The organism is Amycolatopsis sp. NPDC004079 (assembly GCF_040610415.1).
Lineage (GTDB): Bacteria > Actinomycetota > Actinomycetes > Mycobacteriales > Pseudonocardiaceae > Amycolatopsis > Amycolatopsis halotolerans.
The window spans coordinates 26,452-41,164 of record NZ_JBEXMH010000029.1 but is presented as its reverse complement, the minus strand read 5'-3'; the positions used below and the strand labels follow the sequence as shown (position 1 = coordinate 41,164).

Below are 14,713 nucleotides of genomic sequence, written 5' to 3'. Positions count from 1 at the left end.
CTGGCACGTATTAGCTGGCAGGCAAGCTTTCGATGGACGGAAGAGCCTGCAGGAGCCACTGGAAGGATTTCGACATGAAGCACGGATTTAGTGTCCGCAGAATAAAGCTCGGATTGACTCTGCGAGAGATTGGAGAGATGTTAAAAGTAAGCCCGGGGGCTATCTGCAATATCGAGCATGGTCAGCATAGTTCCATCAAGAAGAAGTACGGAGAACTTCTTGCTGAGCTGGAAAAGGAAAGACTGCGAGAGTTAATTGAGGAGTATCCGCAACAAGCGGGTAGTGACCTCGGCGACCTCGCGAACGGCACGAAGGAACCTCCGGACTCCACCCGAGCGGCATAGTCGCAGGTCGCGGGCGCGGCAAACGGGCTGACGAGGTCGGTGACGCGCTCGGTCGGGATCTGGAAGGCCTGGAGGCGACGAGCCTCGCTGCTCCTCGCCACGGTCCGGAGGTCGTCACCTCCCGTCCAACGTCGTGTGCTGGCCAACCAGCGCGGCGATGTCCTGCGCCTCTGGGCGTGCTCCCGCGCGGCCCGCGCCTCAACCGATACGCGTTCGAAGCCAAGTCAGCGCCGCCCGCGCCTTCTCGCGTTGGTGCGCACGCAGCGACGGCACGTTGGCAGGAGGCGGCAGCAACGACTGATAGGTCCAGTCCCCAGCCGCCGCGGCCAAGACCGCATTGACGGCATCGTCGTCGGCGTCCTGAGCCGGTGGGAACCTGGACCACGCCTCGGCCGCATCGACACCCCCGTCGGCGATGGCGGACGGCACAAACAACACCATGTCCAGCCAGGCGACGCCCGCCAGGGCATAAGGCCAGTCAACGAATGTCACTCGATCGTCGGCGAGAATCATGTTGTCGGCCCGCAAGTCCGCGTGAACAAGGGCGTCCCCCTCGGCCGCAGGCACCCAGAGACTCTCAAGACCGACCAGCCGTTCCAGATTCGCGCGCTCCCACATGCCCAGGCGCACGGTCATGTCCTCCGCCTCCGCGAGCACGGCCCAAGAGCGGAAGTTGTCGGCGAGGTCCTCCTCGGGCGTCGGGATCGGCAACGCGCTCGCGCCCCGCACCGCAGCGAGATCGGCCATCGCCGCGATGACCGAGTCGAGTTGAACCCGGTCCCACGGCTGGCCAGGCATCACCCCGTCGACATCCTCAAGAACGAGCATGACCCAGTCGTCATCGTCATAGGTCCACACCAACGCCGGAGCGGGAACCTCATCCGGCAGCACCGACATAACCGCCGCCTCTCGTCGATACAGCCCAGGAGCGGTCGGATTCCGGTCGCCGTTGATGGCCTTGGCGAACACCCACCGGCCATCAGCAAGCCGAAGCCTGGACGCCAAACCCGGCGAGAATCCACCCGTCTGGCCGATCTCGCCGACGACGTGACTGCCCAGCGCATCCCTCGCTGCGGAGCGAACGCTTTGCGGAAGATCGTCCCACGCCAGCCTCTGCACCGAACCCTCGCTCATCGCACCCCCATCTCAGCCAGGCCAGCAACCCGCCCATTCGGCCGACACGCTAGCTTGGCTGGAAACGCGTAGGGCCAATCCACGATGAAGACCCGGTCATCAGTGGCGAGCAGCAGGTTGTCCGCCCGCAGGTCCGCATGCAACAAAGTGACGCCGTGCTGCGGCCTCAGCCCACCCGGATTCCAGCTCGACCAGCCGGGCCAGTTTCGTCAGTGCCCACGCGCCGCAACGACGCTGGGGCAGGATCGTGGCCATGGAATGGTTGTTGGCGGGCCTTGTCATGTCCGGCGTGCCCCGCGGAGCGTCGACTCGTGCCGACAGCACGATCGGACCGGCGGAAAAGTGAGCGCGCTCGGGTCTCTGGTGCGTGCCTTGGTCCGATGGCTGCCCGCGGACGAGCGCGAGGACATCGTCGTCGGGATAAGCACGAGCCTGTCCCGGGACCGGGCAGAAGATCCGGCGGACGGGCCGGACAGCGGGGACGACGCCGACGGTGCAGGCGAGGCTGCACCGGATTGGGACCGCGAATGGAAGGTTCTGCTCGCGTCGGCCCGGCACGCCGATCTCGTCGCGCGGCTGCTGGGAGAGCAGCGTGCGTTCTTCGACTACCGCGGTCTCGCCCGTGCGGCTCGCAAGCTGCGCGATCGGATCGACGACGCCTACAACCTGCTGTGCGAGGCGCCGCGGCTGGACGGGCTGCGCCTCGAACGCGGCGACGACATGGGAGACGTGCGCCGCGCGGTCGACCTGCGCCGCGGCGAGATCGTCGACGCCGAATTGGCGCCGCTGCAGCCCTCACCCGCGCCCGGGGCCGAGATCTGGACGATCAACTACGACCAGCGCGGCGGTTTCGTCGCCGATTCCTGCCGTTCGCCGGACGGCACCGAGCCCTGGAGAGTCACGGGAATGGCGTCCACCGCGGCCGGCGCCGAGCACACCCTGACCCGGTTGTTCCTTCACCGGCCGCCCGAGATCCGCCTGCGCGCACCGGAACCGCCGCGTTCCTGGGCGGAGACGGGGTGGAAGTCCGACCGGTCCGCCGAAGGGCCAACTCTGCGCGAGCTGCTCGCGTTGCGCGGCCTGGTGTACGAAGAGCACCTGGCCGCATGCCGGGCCGCTCAGCAGGTGCTGCGCGAGCATGCCAGCAACCTTGGCGCGTATCTCGCCGACCGGGCCGCCGAGCTCAACGCGCGCGATCCGCAGCTGCGCGGCCACGGCGGGCTGCGCCCGATCGGCACGTCGGACAACCGCGACCACTACGGCTCCGCGCGCACCGTCACATGGGTTCCGACCCGGTCGGTCGTCGGCACCGGCCACAGCGAATGGGGCGAGTTCGGCGACCATCGCCCGGAAGTCCCGCTGGAAATCGCCGAGGGACTGCTGCGCGCCGCAGACCTCGAAGCGTTCACCGCCGAGCTGTTCGGCCACGACATCTCGCTGCTGCGGACCCCGGCATGGGCGGGACCGTTGTACCGGATCGGGTCGAACGGCAACCACCGCATCCATGCCGCCAAATTGTTGAAGCTGCCGTGGCTGGCGACGGTGGTGTACCTCGAGGCGACAGCCCCGGTCTGGGAAGTGGCCGGGATCGTCGCAGCCGACCGCGACACCGGTGAGGAACATCCGGGTTCGTTCGAGCGGCGCGTCGACGAGCGGATCCGCGCGATCGAAGGCCTGCTCCGACGCGGCGTCATCGACGGCGACCTCCACGCCGACGGCATCCGCCCAGTGCTGCGCTGCACTCGCCTTCCCGCGTCGTGGCTGCTGCGGGCCCCGGGCTACGCGGCGCGAGTGAATACGCTGTACGAGCGCTGCTATCCCGGCGCGCTGGCGCAGCTGGGCGTCCCGCCCGAAGTCGGCTTCGACCCGCAGCAATGGGAACGATGGCTGATCGAGCCATAACGGCCGACCGTGCGGGCGGGATTGTGCACGGAGGAGTTCAGGCTGAATGTGTGTCCGAGATGACCGAGGTTGTCCGCCGCCGATGACGCGCCCGTGCGAGCGGCTGCAATGATATTAAGGCCGTCAACTTAACCGGGAGTCCGGGATGTGGCAGCAGATCGGCAAGACCGTCCGGATGACCATGTTGCCAACCGCCGACGAATCGCCGTGTTTCCGGGATTCACGGCGGGCAACGATCGGAAACCGGCCCGCATCCCGGCGGAGAGCGAGCGCCGGGAAATTGCCGCGAACACCGTCCGCCGCGAGGACTACACCTCCCGCCACGAGACCCCGTCCGGCCGCGCACCGCCCGTAGACACGTAGTCGAGGACGGCCTGGCGCACCGTCGCCAACGGGACTTCCGCATTGCTCGGCACCGGACGTTCGTGGAGTTGATAGTCGTAGAGGACGTCTGTGGGCGAGGTCGCGCCGTTGTCGCTGATGACGCCTCGCTCGTTCCGGCCGCCCCCGGCCCAACCGACGAACCCGCGCTTGGCCTCGCGCACACCGAACTGGAGGAGCGACGACCAGGTGCCCTCGTCGTCGCCTTCGCCCTTGAGAGCGATCTGGGCCATCAACCCGACTTTTTCGCTGGCCGATTCGGACACCATCCGCTTCAGCAGCTTGTCCGCCTGAGCGGGTGTTGTCACCACGAACCCCGCGCCCGGCCCCGGGTCGTACCAGGCTTTTAACGTCGCCACGGCTTAGCGCCTCCTCTGTAGGTCTTGCTGAATCCGCCGATCCCGTGAACCGTCATCGAGCTGCCTTCGGGCAGCACCACGCCCAGCAACGCGTCGCACGACGCGGGTCCTTCGCACGGCACATTGTTGATGACCACCGTGGCCTCCCGGATGTCGTTGGCCCGCATTGCCGCGGCGATCTTCAGTTCGACGTCCGCTGCCGCCGTCACCGGCACGTACGGGCACCCCGCTTCCTCCAAAGCTGCGTTCACCTGGAGCGTGAAGTCGTCTACGCCGCTGGTCACTGCCGACGTATTTCTACCAGGCGCGAACCAGCGGCCGGTGGTCTTGACCCCGCGGCCGATGCCGCGTTCCGGCAGCTGCCGTCGTTCCTTCTCGACCGGATCCTCGTCCGGGCCGTCATCCTTGCCGCCGGAGGGCGGGGCAGGGATCGACGATTCGCGGCTGCCGTCGGGCTGGCCGTCCCGGTCACCGGCCAACGACCTCGCGTACGTCGTCAAGTCGCCTGTCACCCTGGCGACAATCCGGCCGAGCCCCGGTATCTCCTGGATCGCCTGGGCCAACGCTCCGATTGCGTGGCCCAATTCCTCGTCCGAACTTCCGTGCACCGCCTTGGCGAGGGCCTGGCCGGCTTCCTCAGCGGCCTGCTCCGCTTCTTTCAGGCGCGCGCTGGCCGCCTCGGATTTCTCAGCAGCCACCTCGACCGCCGCCACGATCTTCTGGACCGACACCGCCGAGCCCCTCACCCCGTGCCCTGCTGTTAACCGGGACCGTACATCGACTGACCCGCCAGCAACGTCTAAACAGCAGGTCAGTGCACCGCGGTGGACAGCGGCATGGGCCGGAGCGGGGCGGATGATCCCGGCGGCCGCGACGGTGCTGCCTCCGAGGCCTCCGGTACGCGGGCGGGCGTCGCCGTGCCGACTGCGACCCTGGTGCCGCCCAAGGTCGCAGCCCGAGTCTGCGCGTCTTGGGCTCAAGGCCCCACGTGCGGGAATCGTCACGCTCGCACGAGGTCAGCGGGAGGCCATGCAGGAGCGAGCCGGGCAGCACGGCCCGGATCACTTTGCCGATGGAGACGCTTCTGTCCGCACCCATGGCACCGGCCGGCGGCGGCACGGTGAACAGTGTCGCTGGGAATGCGCCCGCCGCAGCCGGTTCCTCCCGGTTCTCGCCGCCTTCCTTCGCTCTTGGACCCCCGTCGGAGATGATGAATCCGGGTTCGTTCCTGCAATGTGCGCGCCCCGTGAGCCGGTTCGCGCACTGGTGCGCAGGCAGGACTAGCAAGGGAACGTGATGCTTTGCGGACGGACGCCGTACAGCCAGAACGGAAACGTTCCTTCGTGATGCAGGTCCATAACCCCGCTGGGATGGATGCGGCCGACCCGCAGGCACTTCGCACGAACATGGTCGGCTTTGCTTCCGTGGTAGCGCACGAAGTTACCGACGACGACGATTTGCCCAGTCGAGTCAACAGTCTGCGGTGCACGCGACATGGATTCCGTGGCCTCCGTCCTGTGCGGTGACGATCGCCGCCGACTCTCGCTCACGAACGCCCGCGCGCGAAGACGAACGTCGTTTCCAACACGGCTTGCCGAGTTTCCTATTCGCGAGGGTGGATTTCGCCGTTTCTGCGACCTCGGTGCCCGCGGCTCCCGCATCACCCGTCGAGCCAGCCTTGCCGAGCGTGCTGCACCGTCGACGGCCGAACAATGGCGTCCTGGCCACGCTCGCGCCGGAGGACAGCATGAACGGCGGGAACTCAGAGGTTCACCACGACGTCCGGCGGCGAGCCGTTCTCGAGCAGGCGAAAACGGTCGGCTTCGCAGGCATGGATCGCGGGCCGCGCCTCCGGCCCGGAACGCCTGGACGATCGCTGTCCAGAGGCAGTCCTCCTGCCGTCGGCTTCTCAAAGCCGGGTCGACGACGACGCCGTCGCGGCTGGCTCACCACGCGTGTTACATGCCTCTGGGGCCTCTCGCCGAGTTCGGCCAGCGAGCAGCCCTCGACGTACGCAAGGACCAGGCGGGCGGACACGATGAAGGGGTGGCCTGCGCTGAATTAGGGTCGGCGTCGCCGTCGGCTGGCGGGGCGAACCACCGGCCAAACGCGAGCAGCAGGTCGAATTGCGGCGGGACACCCCCTGTCCGCGCGCCGGCTGCGCGGTCCGGGGCGGCGTTGTCCTCCAGTCATGCAGGACGGTGCCGCTGGAACGGGTCGCAATACTCGGCCGCTGTCGCGGTTCGCTCCACGCGCTTGTCCATTCCCGACGTTGGTCGGTCATCGCCGGGGAGCCCGAGCCTGTACCGGGAGTCTGGTTGTCGTGCTGGCAGGTGCCGGGGAAAGGTCAGCCGCCGTGCATGTCCCGAGGATCGTCGGGGCCGCCGGGAGCCGAGTCGATCGACGGAGGTGCACTCGGGCAGCCGGCGTCGGCGCGGGCGAGCACGTCGAATTCATCGAGGAGCCGCGCGGCCTCGGCGATACGGGCGCGGGTGGTTCGGGCCAGCTGGCTCAGAACGTCGCGGGCGGCGACTTCGGCGAGGATGCCGTCCGGGGTGCAGGTCAGGCGTTCGGCTTCCCAGCTCTGCGTCGCCGTCGTCACCTCGGCGACGGAGCAGGTGGCGTGAAGTTCCCAGCGGTCGTCGTGGCGCTGGTTCGCGGTGACGGCGAACCTTGTCGGGCCGTGCGTGCAGGTGCCGCCGTAGCCGCCGAACCCTCTGCGCGAAGGCCCCCATGTCCAGTGCTGCGGACCGGGCACGGGCACCACGACATCGCCGGTCATGCCGAGGGCTCCTCTCCTTCGGGGCTGCGGAGCCGTCACTGTGCCAGGGCGCGCGGGTCGCGCGCCACCCGTGCTCGGCGTGCCGCGCCGCAACCGGCGTTCGGCGTGTCGTACTGCCTGTTCTCCGTTGCAGCGCAACGGAGAACAGGCAGTGAAGGCTCAGTCGGACAGGGCCGTGACGAGCTTGTGGGCTGCGCGGCTATCGAGAGCTATTGACCGAGTGAACCGCCTGTTTTCCGGTTGGCAGGCAGCGGCCAAGGATCATTGCCGCCAACGGCCGCGGCGTTAGCTGGCTGCGCGGTGCACGGGCTGCTCCTGGATGTGCGGCGTCGCCGGTCATGCTGTCCGCCCTGCATGTAACAGACGGCATCGCGCGGGCGTTTCCCCGGCAGGCGTGCTCGATCTCGGGGGATGAAGCGTGAGTCAGACCACCGATTGCGCGGCAGGGCCACTGCTCGGACACCCAGTGGCCAGGCCGGACCGGGGCTTTGCCGCGAGATGCGGCGCTCGAACCGATCGCCGGGGATCTCGCGGGGTCAGCGCACGTCACGCACGCTGTATGGCCGGCCGTCCGTCTCGTCGAGCAGGTCCTGTGAGACCTCGTACGGCGCGACCAGTTTCAGGATCGGGACACGGCTTCCCGGCCCTGTCCAATAAGTCCGGATGCTGCAGGCACGCTGGTGCGGGGGCTGCCGCCAGCCGCCTCCTTCGGTCCGGTAGTACCCGGCAGGGCGCTGGCGGGCGGCGTGCAGCGCGGGCCCTCGATGCCAGCCGAGCGCGAGCATCCTCGGGCTGCCGGGCTTGCCGCGGCGCGCGAGGCTCCGGCCGGCTGGCGCTGGCAGCGGCCCCAGGTCGAGATCACGCTTGTCGGTGCAGGCGTACAACAGGATCGACACTCCCGTGGTGAGCAGGGTCCTCAGGTATCGGGTCCATCGCTCGTCTTCGGGCGGCGGGCCGTCCGCGGTGGTGAAGCGCGTCAGCCCGTCGGCGACCATCTCCTCCAGCGTCTGCGCCGCCTGAGTCCGCACCGTGGTCCGGACCACGTCGAGGACGGCGCGGCCGGGAAGCTCCACGAAAAAGTTCACGCCCAACCCGGAGCAGAGCGGGGAATGCACCGGGCACAGTCCTCCGTCGGCCATGCGGCCGTGTACGAAGAAGCCGGCCAGCCGGCCGGTCCCCCCGGTCGGCAGTTCCGCCGGGACCGGTTCAGGCAGGACGACCAGCGGCTCGGTGTGGGGAATCATCTGCCAGACCTCGCCGGGGATCGCCTTCGCTGTGAGTTTGGCAAGAGCCTCGACCATCTGCGGATGCGCGGCGTAGATGATGCGGTGGCGGTCCCAGAGGTGGGTCACCGCCGCGGTGTGGAACATGCCCATCGCCTGCGCGCGGTCGCGAGGATCCCATCCGGGCGTATCGAACGACAGCGTCGTCCGACCGTCGGCGAGCGCTTCCAGCAGCAGACGTCGGGTGCGCAGCAGCCGATCGCGCGGTTCCCGGGCAGTGCGGAGGATGCGCTCGCTCACCTTGCGAGCGCGTGAATCTACGAGTCCGGTCAACGGTCTGGCATCCTCACTAGACTTGTCCTGAGCGCGACCCGTCGTCGCGCGGACCAGCAGAGTGCCTGGTGCCGCCCCGATCGTCCACCGGCGAACCTGGCCTGTAAACGGAGGTTGCGGCGGCCTCGGGACCAGCAGGAAGCCCTTGAAACCCCAGGACGCGCACCTCTCGCATCGCGCGCGCTCAGGACCACTCGATCGGATGAGACCGGCATTCCGGAGTGCTTCGTTCCGACCGGGGCAGCCCCTGTCCGGGCGAAAGGCAGGAATCTGGATCGCGGGGGCACGGATGCGCGCCAAGCAACTCGATGGGGCGGCGGCGAACCTGCGGAGCTGAGCCTGCGGAGATGGCCTTCGGCAGGACCAGGCGCTCTTAGCGACAGCCAGACCGTGGATCCTCTGCATCGCAGCGAGACGGCGCATCGACGCGTTCGGGCGCGCAGGACAGACGACCGTGCACCGACGGACTCGATCAGCCGGGCGACTGTCTGCTGAGCCATCTCCTCCGGGGCTTGCGGTGCGATGGCTGCGCCCCTTCACCGCAGTCGCGAACTTGGGCGGCGAAAGGCCTCGGCGATTCCCCGGAACCGGAATCCGTCTGCGCAGCCGCATGCGCTCTTGCCGATACCGGCCAGGACACGGCGGCAACGAGCCGGTGCCGGTTCCAGGCCAGCCGTCGGGTGCGAAGGTGTCCTGCGGCGGCCAGGGGTTTGAGAGTATCTCGGCGTGTTTGACGACAAAGCCTTCCCGCTGGTGCGGCGGGAGCCGGTCGCGGTTTCGCTCGGCCGGGTCTTCGGCGGAGGCGTCGTGCCGCTGGGCGACGCGGCCGATTTCCACAACATCCACTTCCGCGCGGTCGCCCCGTCGTCCGGCCCGGTGTTCGTGAAGGTGTTCGACGACAAGGACTACTGGGGACGGTCTCTCGCCGCGGCGGAGCGGGTCGAGTCGCTGGTGCGCACCCCGCGGCTGCTCGACTTCGGTCCCCTCGGCCCGGGCCGGTGGTGGATCAGCTACGAATGGCTCGATCTGGAGCCGTTCGCCCCGACTGCCGAGAATCTTCGGCGGGCCGGGGCGATGCTGGGCCGCCTGCACGCCGCCACCGTCGGCGACACCGCTGGCTTCGCCGAGCACAACCTCGACGCCGAGATCGGCCGGCGCGCGGACGACCTGGACGCCTTCGACCCGGCAGCCGCCGACCGCATCCGCGCCCTGCACGCGCGCATCGGCCCCGCCGACCTGCCTGGGACCCCCGTGCTGATCCACGGCGATTTCCACGCCCGCAACCTCGCGCTGGACGGCGACGTTCCCGTCCTCCTCGATCTGGAGAACATGCAAGCGGCGTCGGCGATTGTCGACTTCGGCAAGCTCGTCGACCTCGACGGGCTGCCGGACGAAGCCTTGCAGGACACGTTCTTCGCCGGCTACGAACAGCACGCGCCGCCGGTGTTTCCCTGGCCCGCCGCCATGGCGACCGTGCGGCTGTGGACCGTCTGCGGCGTGCTCGCGTACTCCTGCGCGGCGGGCTTGACCGGCTTCGCCGCGCACGGGTACCGGCGACTCGCCGAACTCGAGACCCTTGGCAACTGAAGGGGCCGGCAGAGTCGGGGGACAATGACCGGCTTAGTGCTGGACAACGGGGTCACTCGTGGTTGTCGTACTTGGCGACGTCGAAACCATCCCGCGTCGCAGTGATCTCAGCATGGTCGCCGAAGGCCTCCTTCAGCAGGTCCGCGCAGAGGTCGAACATCTCCTCGAGATCGTGCAGCGCCGCGAATACCTGCTCGTACTCGGGCCGGACCTGCAACCGGTAGCCGCCTGGGCCTGGCATTCTCTCGATGATGTCGTCGGGGTGAGTGAACACGCCGCCGCGGAGTTTGACCTCGATCCGATCCGCACCGAAGAGGCACTCGCCGCCGGGATTCTCGAACGGGGTGTACTGGTTCCAGCGGAACGCTTCTACGGTTCTGTCAGCCAGGATCGTATCCACCAGCCGGAGAAATTCCTCAACGCACCGGCGGTCGACCCGGGCCTCGTTCCCCCCGGTGTGTACGCCCGTGACGGGGCGTCCCAGGATCGTCATGGCTATCTCGCATTCTTCGGAACGTCGTTGAGCAGTTGGACTCGGCCCGTATGCCGGGTCTCGGCCTTGCCTGACGATTTCGCTTCCGACCTCCGCCGGGCGCGGCGACCGGGCACTAGTGATCCCAGCCCAGCTGGGTTTTCCTGACGGCGTCGGCAGTCGCTTTCGCCGCGTCGTCGCCGGTGATCGTCGCGGCCCGTTCGCATTTGGCCAGGATTGCAGACAAGGCGTGATACATGCCCGGGGCCGCCGCACCGACAGTCTGTGCCCCGTCACCGCGCGGAGCAGCTTCCCTGGCATACAGGTCCAGCGCTTTCCGCGCGTCTTTGACGAAGTACGTGCTCGCTGTGTCCTCGCGTCGTCATCTCCCGGACCGCTCCTGCGGCCCGTGTATCCACGACGGCGGCCAGCAGGCCGCGGCCCGATGCCTGTCCTCCGGTCGCGGCGTGTTGCCCCGATCTCATTCAGCAGCAGCAGAACCAGGCAGCGAAAGACCTTCTTGTTTCCAATTCCGGGCGCTCGCGTTTCCCGGCACGCCCCTCTCCCGGGGCCGAGGGGCGCTTCGGCAGCGTCGCAGCGACTCGCCTTGCCGCGGCCTAGAACGCGGTCGGCCGCGAAAATGCGACGCGGCGTGAGGCGACGACGGCGATCACGCGACTGCTGCCTCGAAGTCGAATCCTCGCTTTCGAGGGAAGATCCGCAGAGCGCCGGAACGACGTGCCCTGCCAGGATCGGGAAACACCTGCGAAGCGGATTGCCAACAGAGAACGCCGTCCCCGCCTGCCCGTTCCGGCGACGATCAGCATCGCAACATCCGATTCGGAGCTCGGCGTCGCGCGCGGGGGCATCGAGGTGCTGCGCGGGGTCCGCCAGTACGACACGACGGCACGGATCCAGCACCGCCCCGCGAGCCGGCATTGCGGGTCGGCGAGTCGCGCGGACCCGATCACTGCCGCTCCCGGCCTCTGTTCGACGCGCACCAGAAGCAAATCGCCGAGGAAGGACCCAAAGATGGGACGGGCCGGCGAATGAGTCCGAAGCCGAAGCACAAATGGGTGATGCTCGCCGAACCGACCGCACGCCGGTGCGAAATCTGCGGCATCTGCGTGGCCAAGGGCGATCCGGACTGGGCATGGGAGATGCCCGCGGGGCGCACTCGGCTGGTCGGCGGGCAGCCGCGCGGCGCAGGCACCGCCCGGCACCTGCCCGACCTCCCGGACTGCGACCCGCGCACGAGCGAGGCCGCCGGGAACGAGGTGCTCAAGCTCGGCAAATTCGGGTCCCACGTCGTGCACCGCGGCGAGTACCGGAACGGAGAACTGGTCGCCGCCTGCTCGGACGGCACGCGCGGCCGCCTTCGCCGCCTCTCCGGCGAGGACGCCACACGACCGATCAACTGCCCGAACTGCCTGACCCGGTAGAACGTGTCGAAACGTCGATCGACGACGATGTCCTCGATCTGGCCGACCACCCCCTCGATGCCGACGTCGACGAGCACGCGGCACGAACGACGACTGACGACTGCCCGGCGAGACAGCACCGGCCAGGCGACCACACCGACCGTGAGAGGACTCTCGCTGCCATGACCACGCACCCCGACGACGAGCCGGCCGACGCGACGCCGCCCGCCGCGCCATGCCCGCTCCCGCGCCGGGAGTTCCCCTGCGGCCCGTGCCCGATCCGCGCCGACAACCGAGACAACCCCAAGGCCAAGTTTCCCGCCGAGCGATGGACCGCGCTGAGCGACACTGTGCGCAACCCCGACACCGGCGCGCAACCGATGCCCGGCGACCCGATGTTCGGCTGCCACAAAGGAGAGCCCGGCACCGACAACGACCTTGCCTGCGCCGGCTGGCTCGCGCGATTCGGCTCCGACCACATCGGCGTTCGCCTCGCCGCCGCCACCGGCCGCCTCCCCGCGAGCGCCCTCGAACCCGGCCGCAACTGGCCCCCGCTCCACCAAACCTGGAACGACGTCGTCCGGCACCAGACCGCGCCCCGAACCTGAAAGCTGCTCGACGCCCCGGCCGAAAGCACCAGCACGGCAACCGCAGGGCGGAGGGGCGCCTGAGCGCACTCGGCCTGACCGGGGTGCGCGAACTCAGCTGATCCGGGCCCGGAGCCAAGCCAACGCTGCGTCGCCCTTCACGCGACGGTGCTCCGGCAACGTCGGCAGGCTCCCCCGGAGCGGAATACCTCAACGATGAAGACCCGATCGCCGACTGCAAACAGCGTTGTCCCCCCGTCAGGTCCGTGCAGCGGCCTTTCTGACATGGCAAGCAGGTCGGAACCGGCTTCCCCCGCACGACGCAGATCCCCGCGCCCGCGGCATCGACAGTTCGGGACTCTGTTACCGACGGAACCGCCGACTTAGCAACGCCTCTGGGACGCGCGGGATGCCCCAGTTCGTCGTCCGAGTGCGCCACCATCAAAGCCAGCTGTCGCTCCCACAGCCCCACACCGCGGCCCGCTAGCCCACGAGGGCGACGTCGAAGTGCGCGCGCGGCGATCGGAAGTCAGGCGGCGCAGCATGGTCCCCGGACAAAGGCCATGCCATTATGCGGGAACGCGACCGAGGGGAGACGGGCAATTGCGTCGCACGGCTCAACCCGACGCCGACGTCACGCCATGGTTTGCGGCCTACCTCAGCGCAACCGCTGTCTACGCCGCCTCCCGCCGCGATGACACCGTTGCAGATCTGAATCTGACCGCGGCAGAGCTAGAGCAGACAGTGGTCGTGATGGCCTTGCACATGCTCGCCATCACGGAGGCTCGCGATGCCCAGGCCGCGCTCGAGGCTCTGCCCGCCCTGACGTTGGACAACGTGGCTGACATGCACGAGGCTTTCGTCGAGCCAGCCCGAGCCCGGTTCCAGCCCGAGCCCGACGATCCCGGATTCGACGTGTTCACAGCGCTCGTGGAGAAAATGCCCGCTCCCGAGGACGTCATGCTGGCCGTCTGGGATGGAAAGGACCAACGCGGTCCGGAATACGCGCATGCCCGGAAGGATCTGACTCGACTTGTCGACATTGCCCGAACACTCGTCGCTGCAGCGGAGAACGAAGTGACCAGACGCGGAAACAGCACGCCGGAACGGATCGTCGACATCCTCGAGCACGTACGCAGCCTCGGCGAAGCGTAGGACTGGCGGCCTCACCCCCCTCCCCGGCCCTCGCAGCTGGCATCAGACGGGTCCGCCCGCGAGCACAGCTGACGTCGACCGGACAGAGAAGGACGAGGCCGATGCATGCCCGCCGAGGAACACGCCCTCGGGGGCAGGTGCCGACCAGGTGTCGCAGATCTGCACCAGCTACGGGATGCGGAACTCCTGTGCTCGAGACGATCGCCGAGGACCGCGATGTGTTCGGCTCGGCGACGAAACGCCGACGACGGGGTCAGACTGCGGATCACGCTGGAACTGCGCGCGACCGCCTGCGCAACCGTCCAGAGCGCGCGTGCCCGCAGGGGGCCGGGCGGCGTGGGGTCGACGCTCCGCTGTCGGCGGTGCTCGCCCGAGTCCAGGGAGAATCTGCTTTGGCCCCTACGCGTCGGCGAACCGGATCGGCGGTGCGACCGGGGACCAGGGCAGCGCCTTGGTCGTGTTGTCCGGCCGGACGTCCACCAGTTCGACCGAGTCGATCGTCAGCGGGGCATGGGCCGGGTCGATCTTGCGGACCTTCCGCATCCAGGGTGTCGGGTCCGTCGGGGTGTGGCAGTAGGCGATCGTGATGTGCGCCTTGCTCTGATGGAACGTGCACCCGGCCTCGCCGTACAGGTCGAACAGGACCGATCGTGTCGTCTTCTGCACCGCGTCCAACGCTGCGGCCGGGCTGACGTCCAGAATCGGCCCGGTCACATACACGAGGGGGCTTCCCGCGGTTCCGCGGTACACGGGCGTGCCCGCCAGTGCTTCCTGGAGCGTCTCCGCGATTTTCCTGCGCTCGCCGGGAGAAACCTGATCCGCGTGCACTCCCGAGAGCATGTCGATCGTGATGTGGAGTTCGTTGTCCCCCACGAAGGCGACCGGGGCGCCTTCCATTGCTGTCCGTGCCTTCGCGACCAGCCTGGCGAGCTCCGGATTGGCGGCCAGGTCGACCGGGGCGTAGATCTGCAGCGTGCCCTCGCCATCAGGCCACGGCTTGTCCCCGAACTTGAATTCGTGCGGAATCATGTGT

At 68.5% G+C, this 14,713-nt stretch carries 13 protein-coding genes; 6 read left to right on the top strand and 7 right to left on the bottom strand.

Annotated features, from left to right (window positions below; translation table 11 throughout):
- The first annotated feature begins 74 nt into the window (after positions 1–74).
- Entirely contained in the window at positions 75–344 is a 270-nt protein-coding gene (locus tag ABZX37_RS27095) for a hypothetical protein (protein WP_354744096.1), read from the top strand.
- Positions 345–542: 198 nt separating this feature from the next.
- On the opposite strand, the gene ABZX37_RS27090 is transcribed toward ABZX37_RS27095, so the two are convergent.
- Positions 543–1,478: a phosphotransferase gene (locus ABZX37_RS27090; RefSeq protein WP_354744094.1), complete on the bottom strand. Its 936-nt coding sequence runs from the start codon at positions 1,476–1,478 to the stop codon at positions 543–545.
- A 363-nt stretch (positions 1,479–1,841) separates the two neighbouring features.
- Here ABZX37_RS27090 and ABZX37_RS27085 point away from each other — a divergent pair, with 363 nt between their 5' ends.
- Positions 1,842–3,380, top strand: a complete 1,539-nt coding sequence (locus ABZX37_RS27085) for a hypothetical protein (protein ID WP_354744092.1) — start codon at positions 1,842–1,844, stop codon at positions 3,378–3,380.
- A gap of 308 nt (positions 3,381–3,688) precedes the next feature.
- Here ABZX37_RS27085 and ABZX37_RS27080 read toward each other — a convergent pair whose 3' ends face one another.
- The 4 genes from ABZX37_RS27080 to ABZX37_RS27065 form a co-directional block, all read right to left on the bottom strand.
- The gene (locus ABZX37_RS27080; RefSeq protein WP_354744090.1) at positions 3,689–4,120 is read right to left on the bottom strand and encodes an Imm1 family immunity protein; all 432 of its coding nucleotides are present in this window, start codon (positions 4,118–4,120) and stop codon (positions 3,689–3,691) included.
- Positions 4,108–4,851: a DddA-like double-stranded DNA deaminase toxin gene (locus tag ABZX37_RS27075; protein WP_354744088.1), complete on the bottom strand. Its 744-nt coding sequence runs from the start codon at positions 4,849–4,851 to the stop codon at positions 4,108–4,110. Before ABZX37_RS27075 ends, ABZX37_RS27080 begins: the two co-directional genes overlap by 13 nt.
- 1,616 nt (positions 4,852–6,467) lie before the next feature.
- Positions 6,468–6,902, bottom strand: coding sequence for a hypothetical protein (locus ABZX37_RS27070; protein ID WP_354744086.1), 435 nt, complete (start codon positions 6,900–6,902; stop codon positions 6,468–6,470).
- A gap of 536 nt (positions 6,903–7,438) precedes the next feature.
- Positions 7,439–8,425, bottom strand: a complete 987-nt coding sequence (locus tag ABZX37_RS27065; RefSeq protein ID WP_354744084.1) for a hypothetical protein — start codon at positions 8,423–8,425, stop codon at positions 7,439–7,441.
- A 759-nt stretch (positions 8,426–9,184) separates the two neighbouring features.
- Here ABZX37_RS27065 and ABZX37_RS27060 point away from each other — a divergent pair.
- A complete protein-coding gene (locus ABZX37_RS27060) occupies positions 9,185–10,045 on the top strand; it encodes a phosphotransferase (protein ID WP_354744082.1) in 861 nt (286 codons plus the stop codon).
- Between the two features lie 52 nt (positions 10,046–10,097).
- On the opposite strand, the gene ABZX37_RS27055 is transcribed toward ABZX37_RS27060, so the two are convergent.
- Positions 10,098–10,538, bottom strand: a complete 441-nt coding sequence (locus ABZX37_RS27055) for a hypothetical protein (protein WP_354744080.1) — start codon at positions 10,536–10,538, stop codon at positions 10,098–10,100.
- Between the two features lie 1,028 nt (positions 10,539–11,566).
- On the opposite strand from ABZX37_RS27055, the gene ABZX37_RS27050 reads away from it, so the two are divergent.
- From ABZX37_RS27050 to ABZX37_RS27040, 3 genes are all read left to right on the top strand, one after another.
- Positions 11,567–11,959: a hypothetical protein gene (locus ABZX37_RS27050; RefSeq protein WP_354744078.1), complete on the top strand. Its 393-nt coding sequence runs from the start codon at positions 11,567–11,569 to the stop codon at positions 11,957–11,959.
- A 161-nt stretch (positions 11,960–12,120) separates the two neighbouring features.
- The gene (locus ABZX37_RS27045; RefSeq protein ID WP_354744076.1) at positions 12,121–12,546 is read left to right on the top strand and encodes a DUF6283 family protein; all 426 of its coding nucleotides are present in this window, start codon (positions 12,121–12,123) and stop codon (positions 12,544–12,546) included.
- Between the two features lie 582 nt (positions 12,547–13,128).
- Complete coding sequence (locus ABZX37_RS27040; RefSeq protein ID WP_354744074.1) at positions 13,129–13,680, top strand: hypothetical protein; 552 nt, start codon at positions 13,129–13,131, stop codon at positions 13,678–13,680.
- Positions 13,681–14,079: 399 nt separating this feature from the next.
- Here the strand turns inward: ABZX37_RS27040 and ABZX37_RS27035 are convergent, their stop codons facing one another.
- A complete protein-coding gene (locus ABZX37_RS27035; RefSeq protein ID WP_354744073.1) occupies positions 14,080–14,709 on the bottom strand; it encodes a hypothetical protein in 630 nt (209 codons plus the stop codon).
- Positions 14,710–14,713 lie beyond the last annotated feature (4 nt).

Coding starts and splice junctions, on each gene's coding strand:
- ABZX37_RS27090 (WP_354744094.1), bottom strand. CDS start 1,478: ATGAGCGAGGGTTCGGTGCAGAGGCTGGCGTGGGACGATCTTCCGCAA.
- ABZX37_RS27070 (WP_354744086.1), bottom strand. CDS start 6,902: ATGACCGGCGATGTCGTGGTGCCCGTGCCCGGTCCGCAGCACTGGACA.
- ABZX37_RS27055 (WP_354744080.1), bottom strand. CDS start 10,538: ATGACGATCCTGGGACGCCCCGTCACGGGCGTACACACCGGGGGGAAC.
- ABZX37_RS27035 (WP_354744073.1), bottom strand. CDS start 14,709: ATGATTCCGCACGAATTCAAGTTCGGGGACAAGCCGTGGCCTGATGGC.
- ABZX37_RS27050 (WP_354744078.1), top strand. CDS start 11,567: ATGAGTCCGAAGCCGAAGCACAAATGGGTGATGCTCGCCGAACCGACC.
- ABZX37_RS27095 (WP_354744096.1), top strand. CDS start 75: ATGAAGCACGGATTTAGTGTCCGCAGAATAAAGCTCGGATTGACTCTG.
- ABZX37_RS27045 (WP_354744076.1), top strand. CDS start 12,121: ATGACCACGCACCCCGACGACGAGCCGGCCGACGCGACGCCGCCCGCC.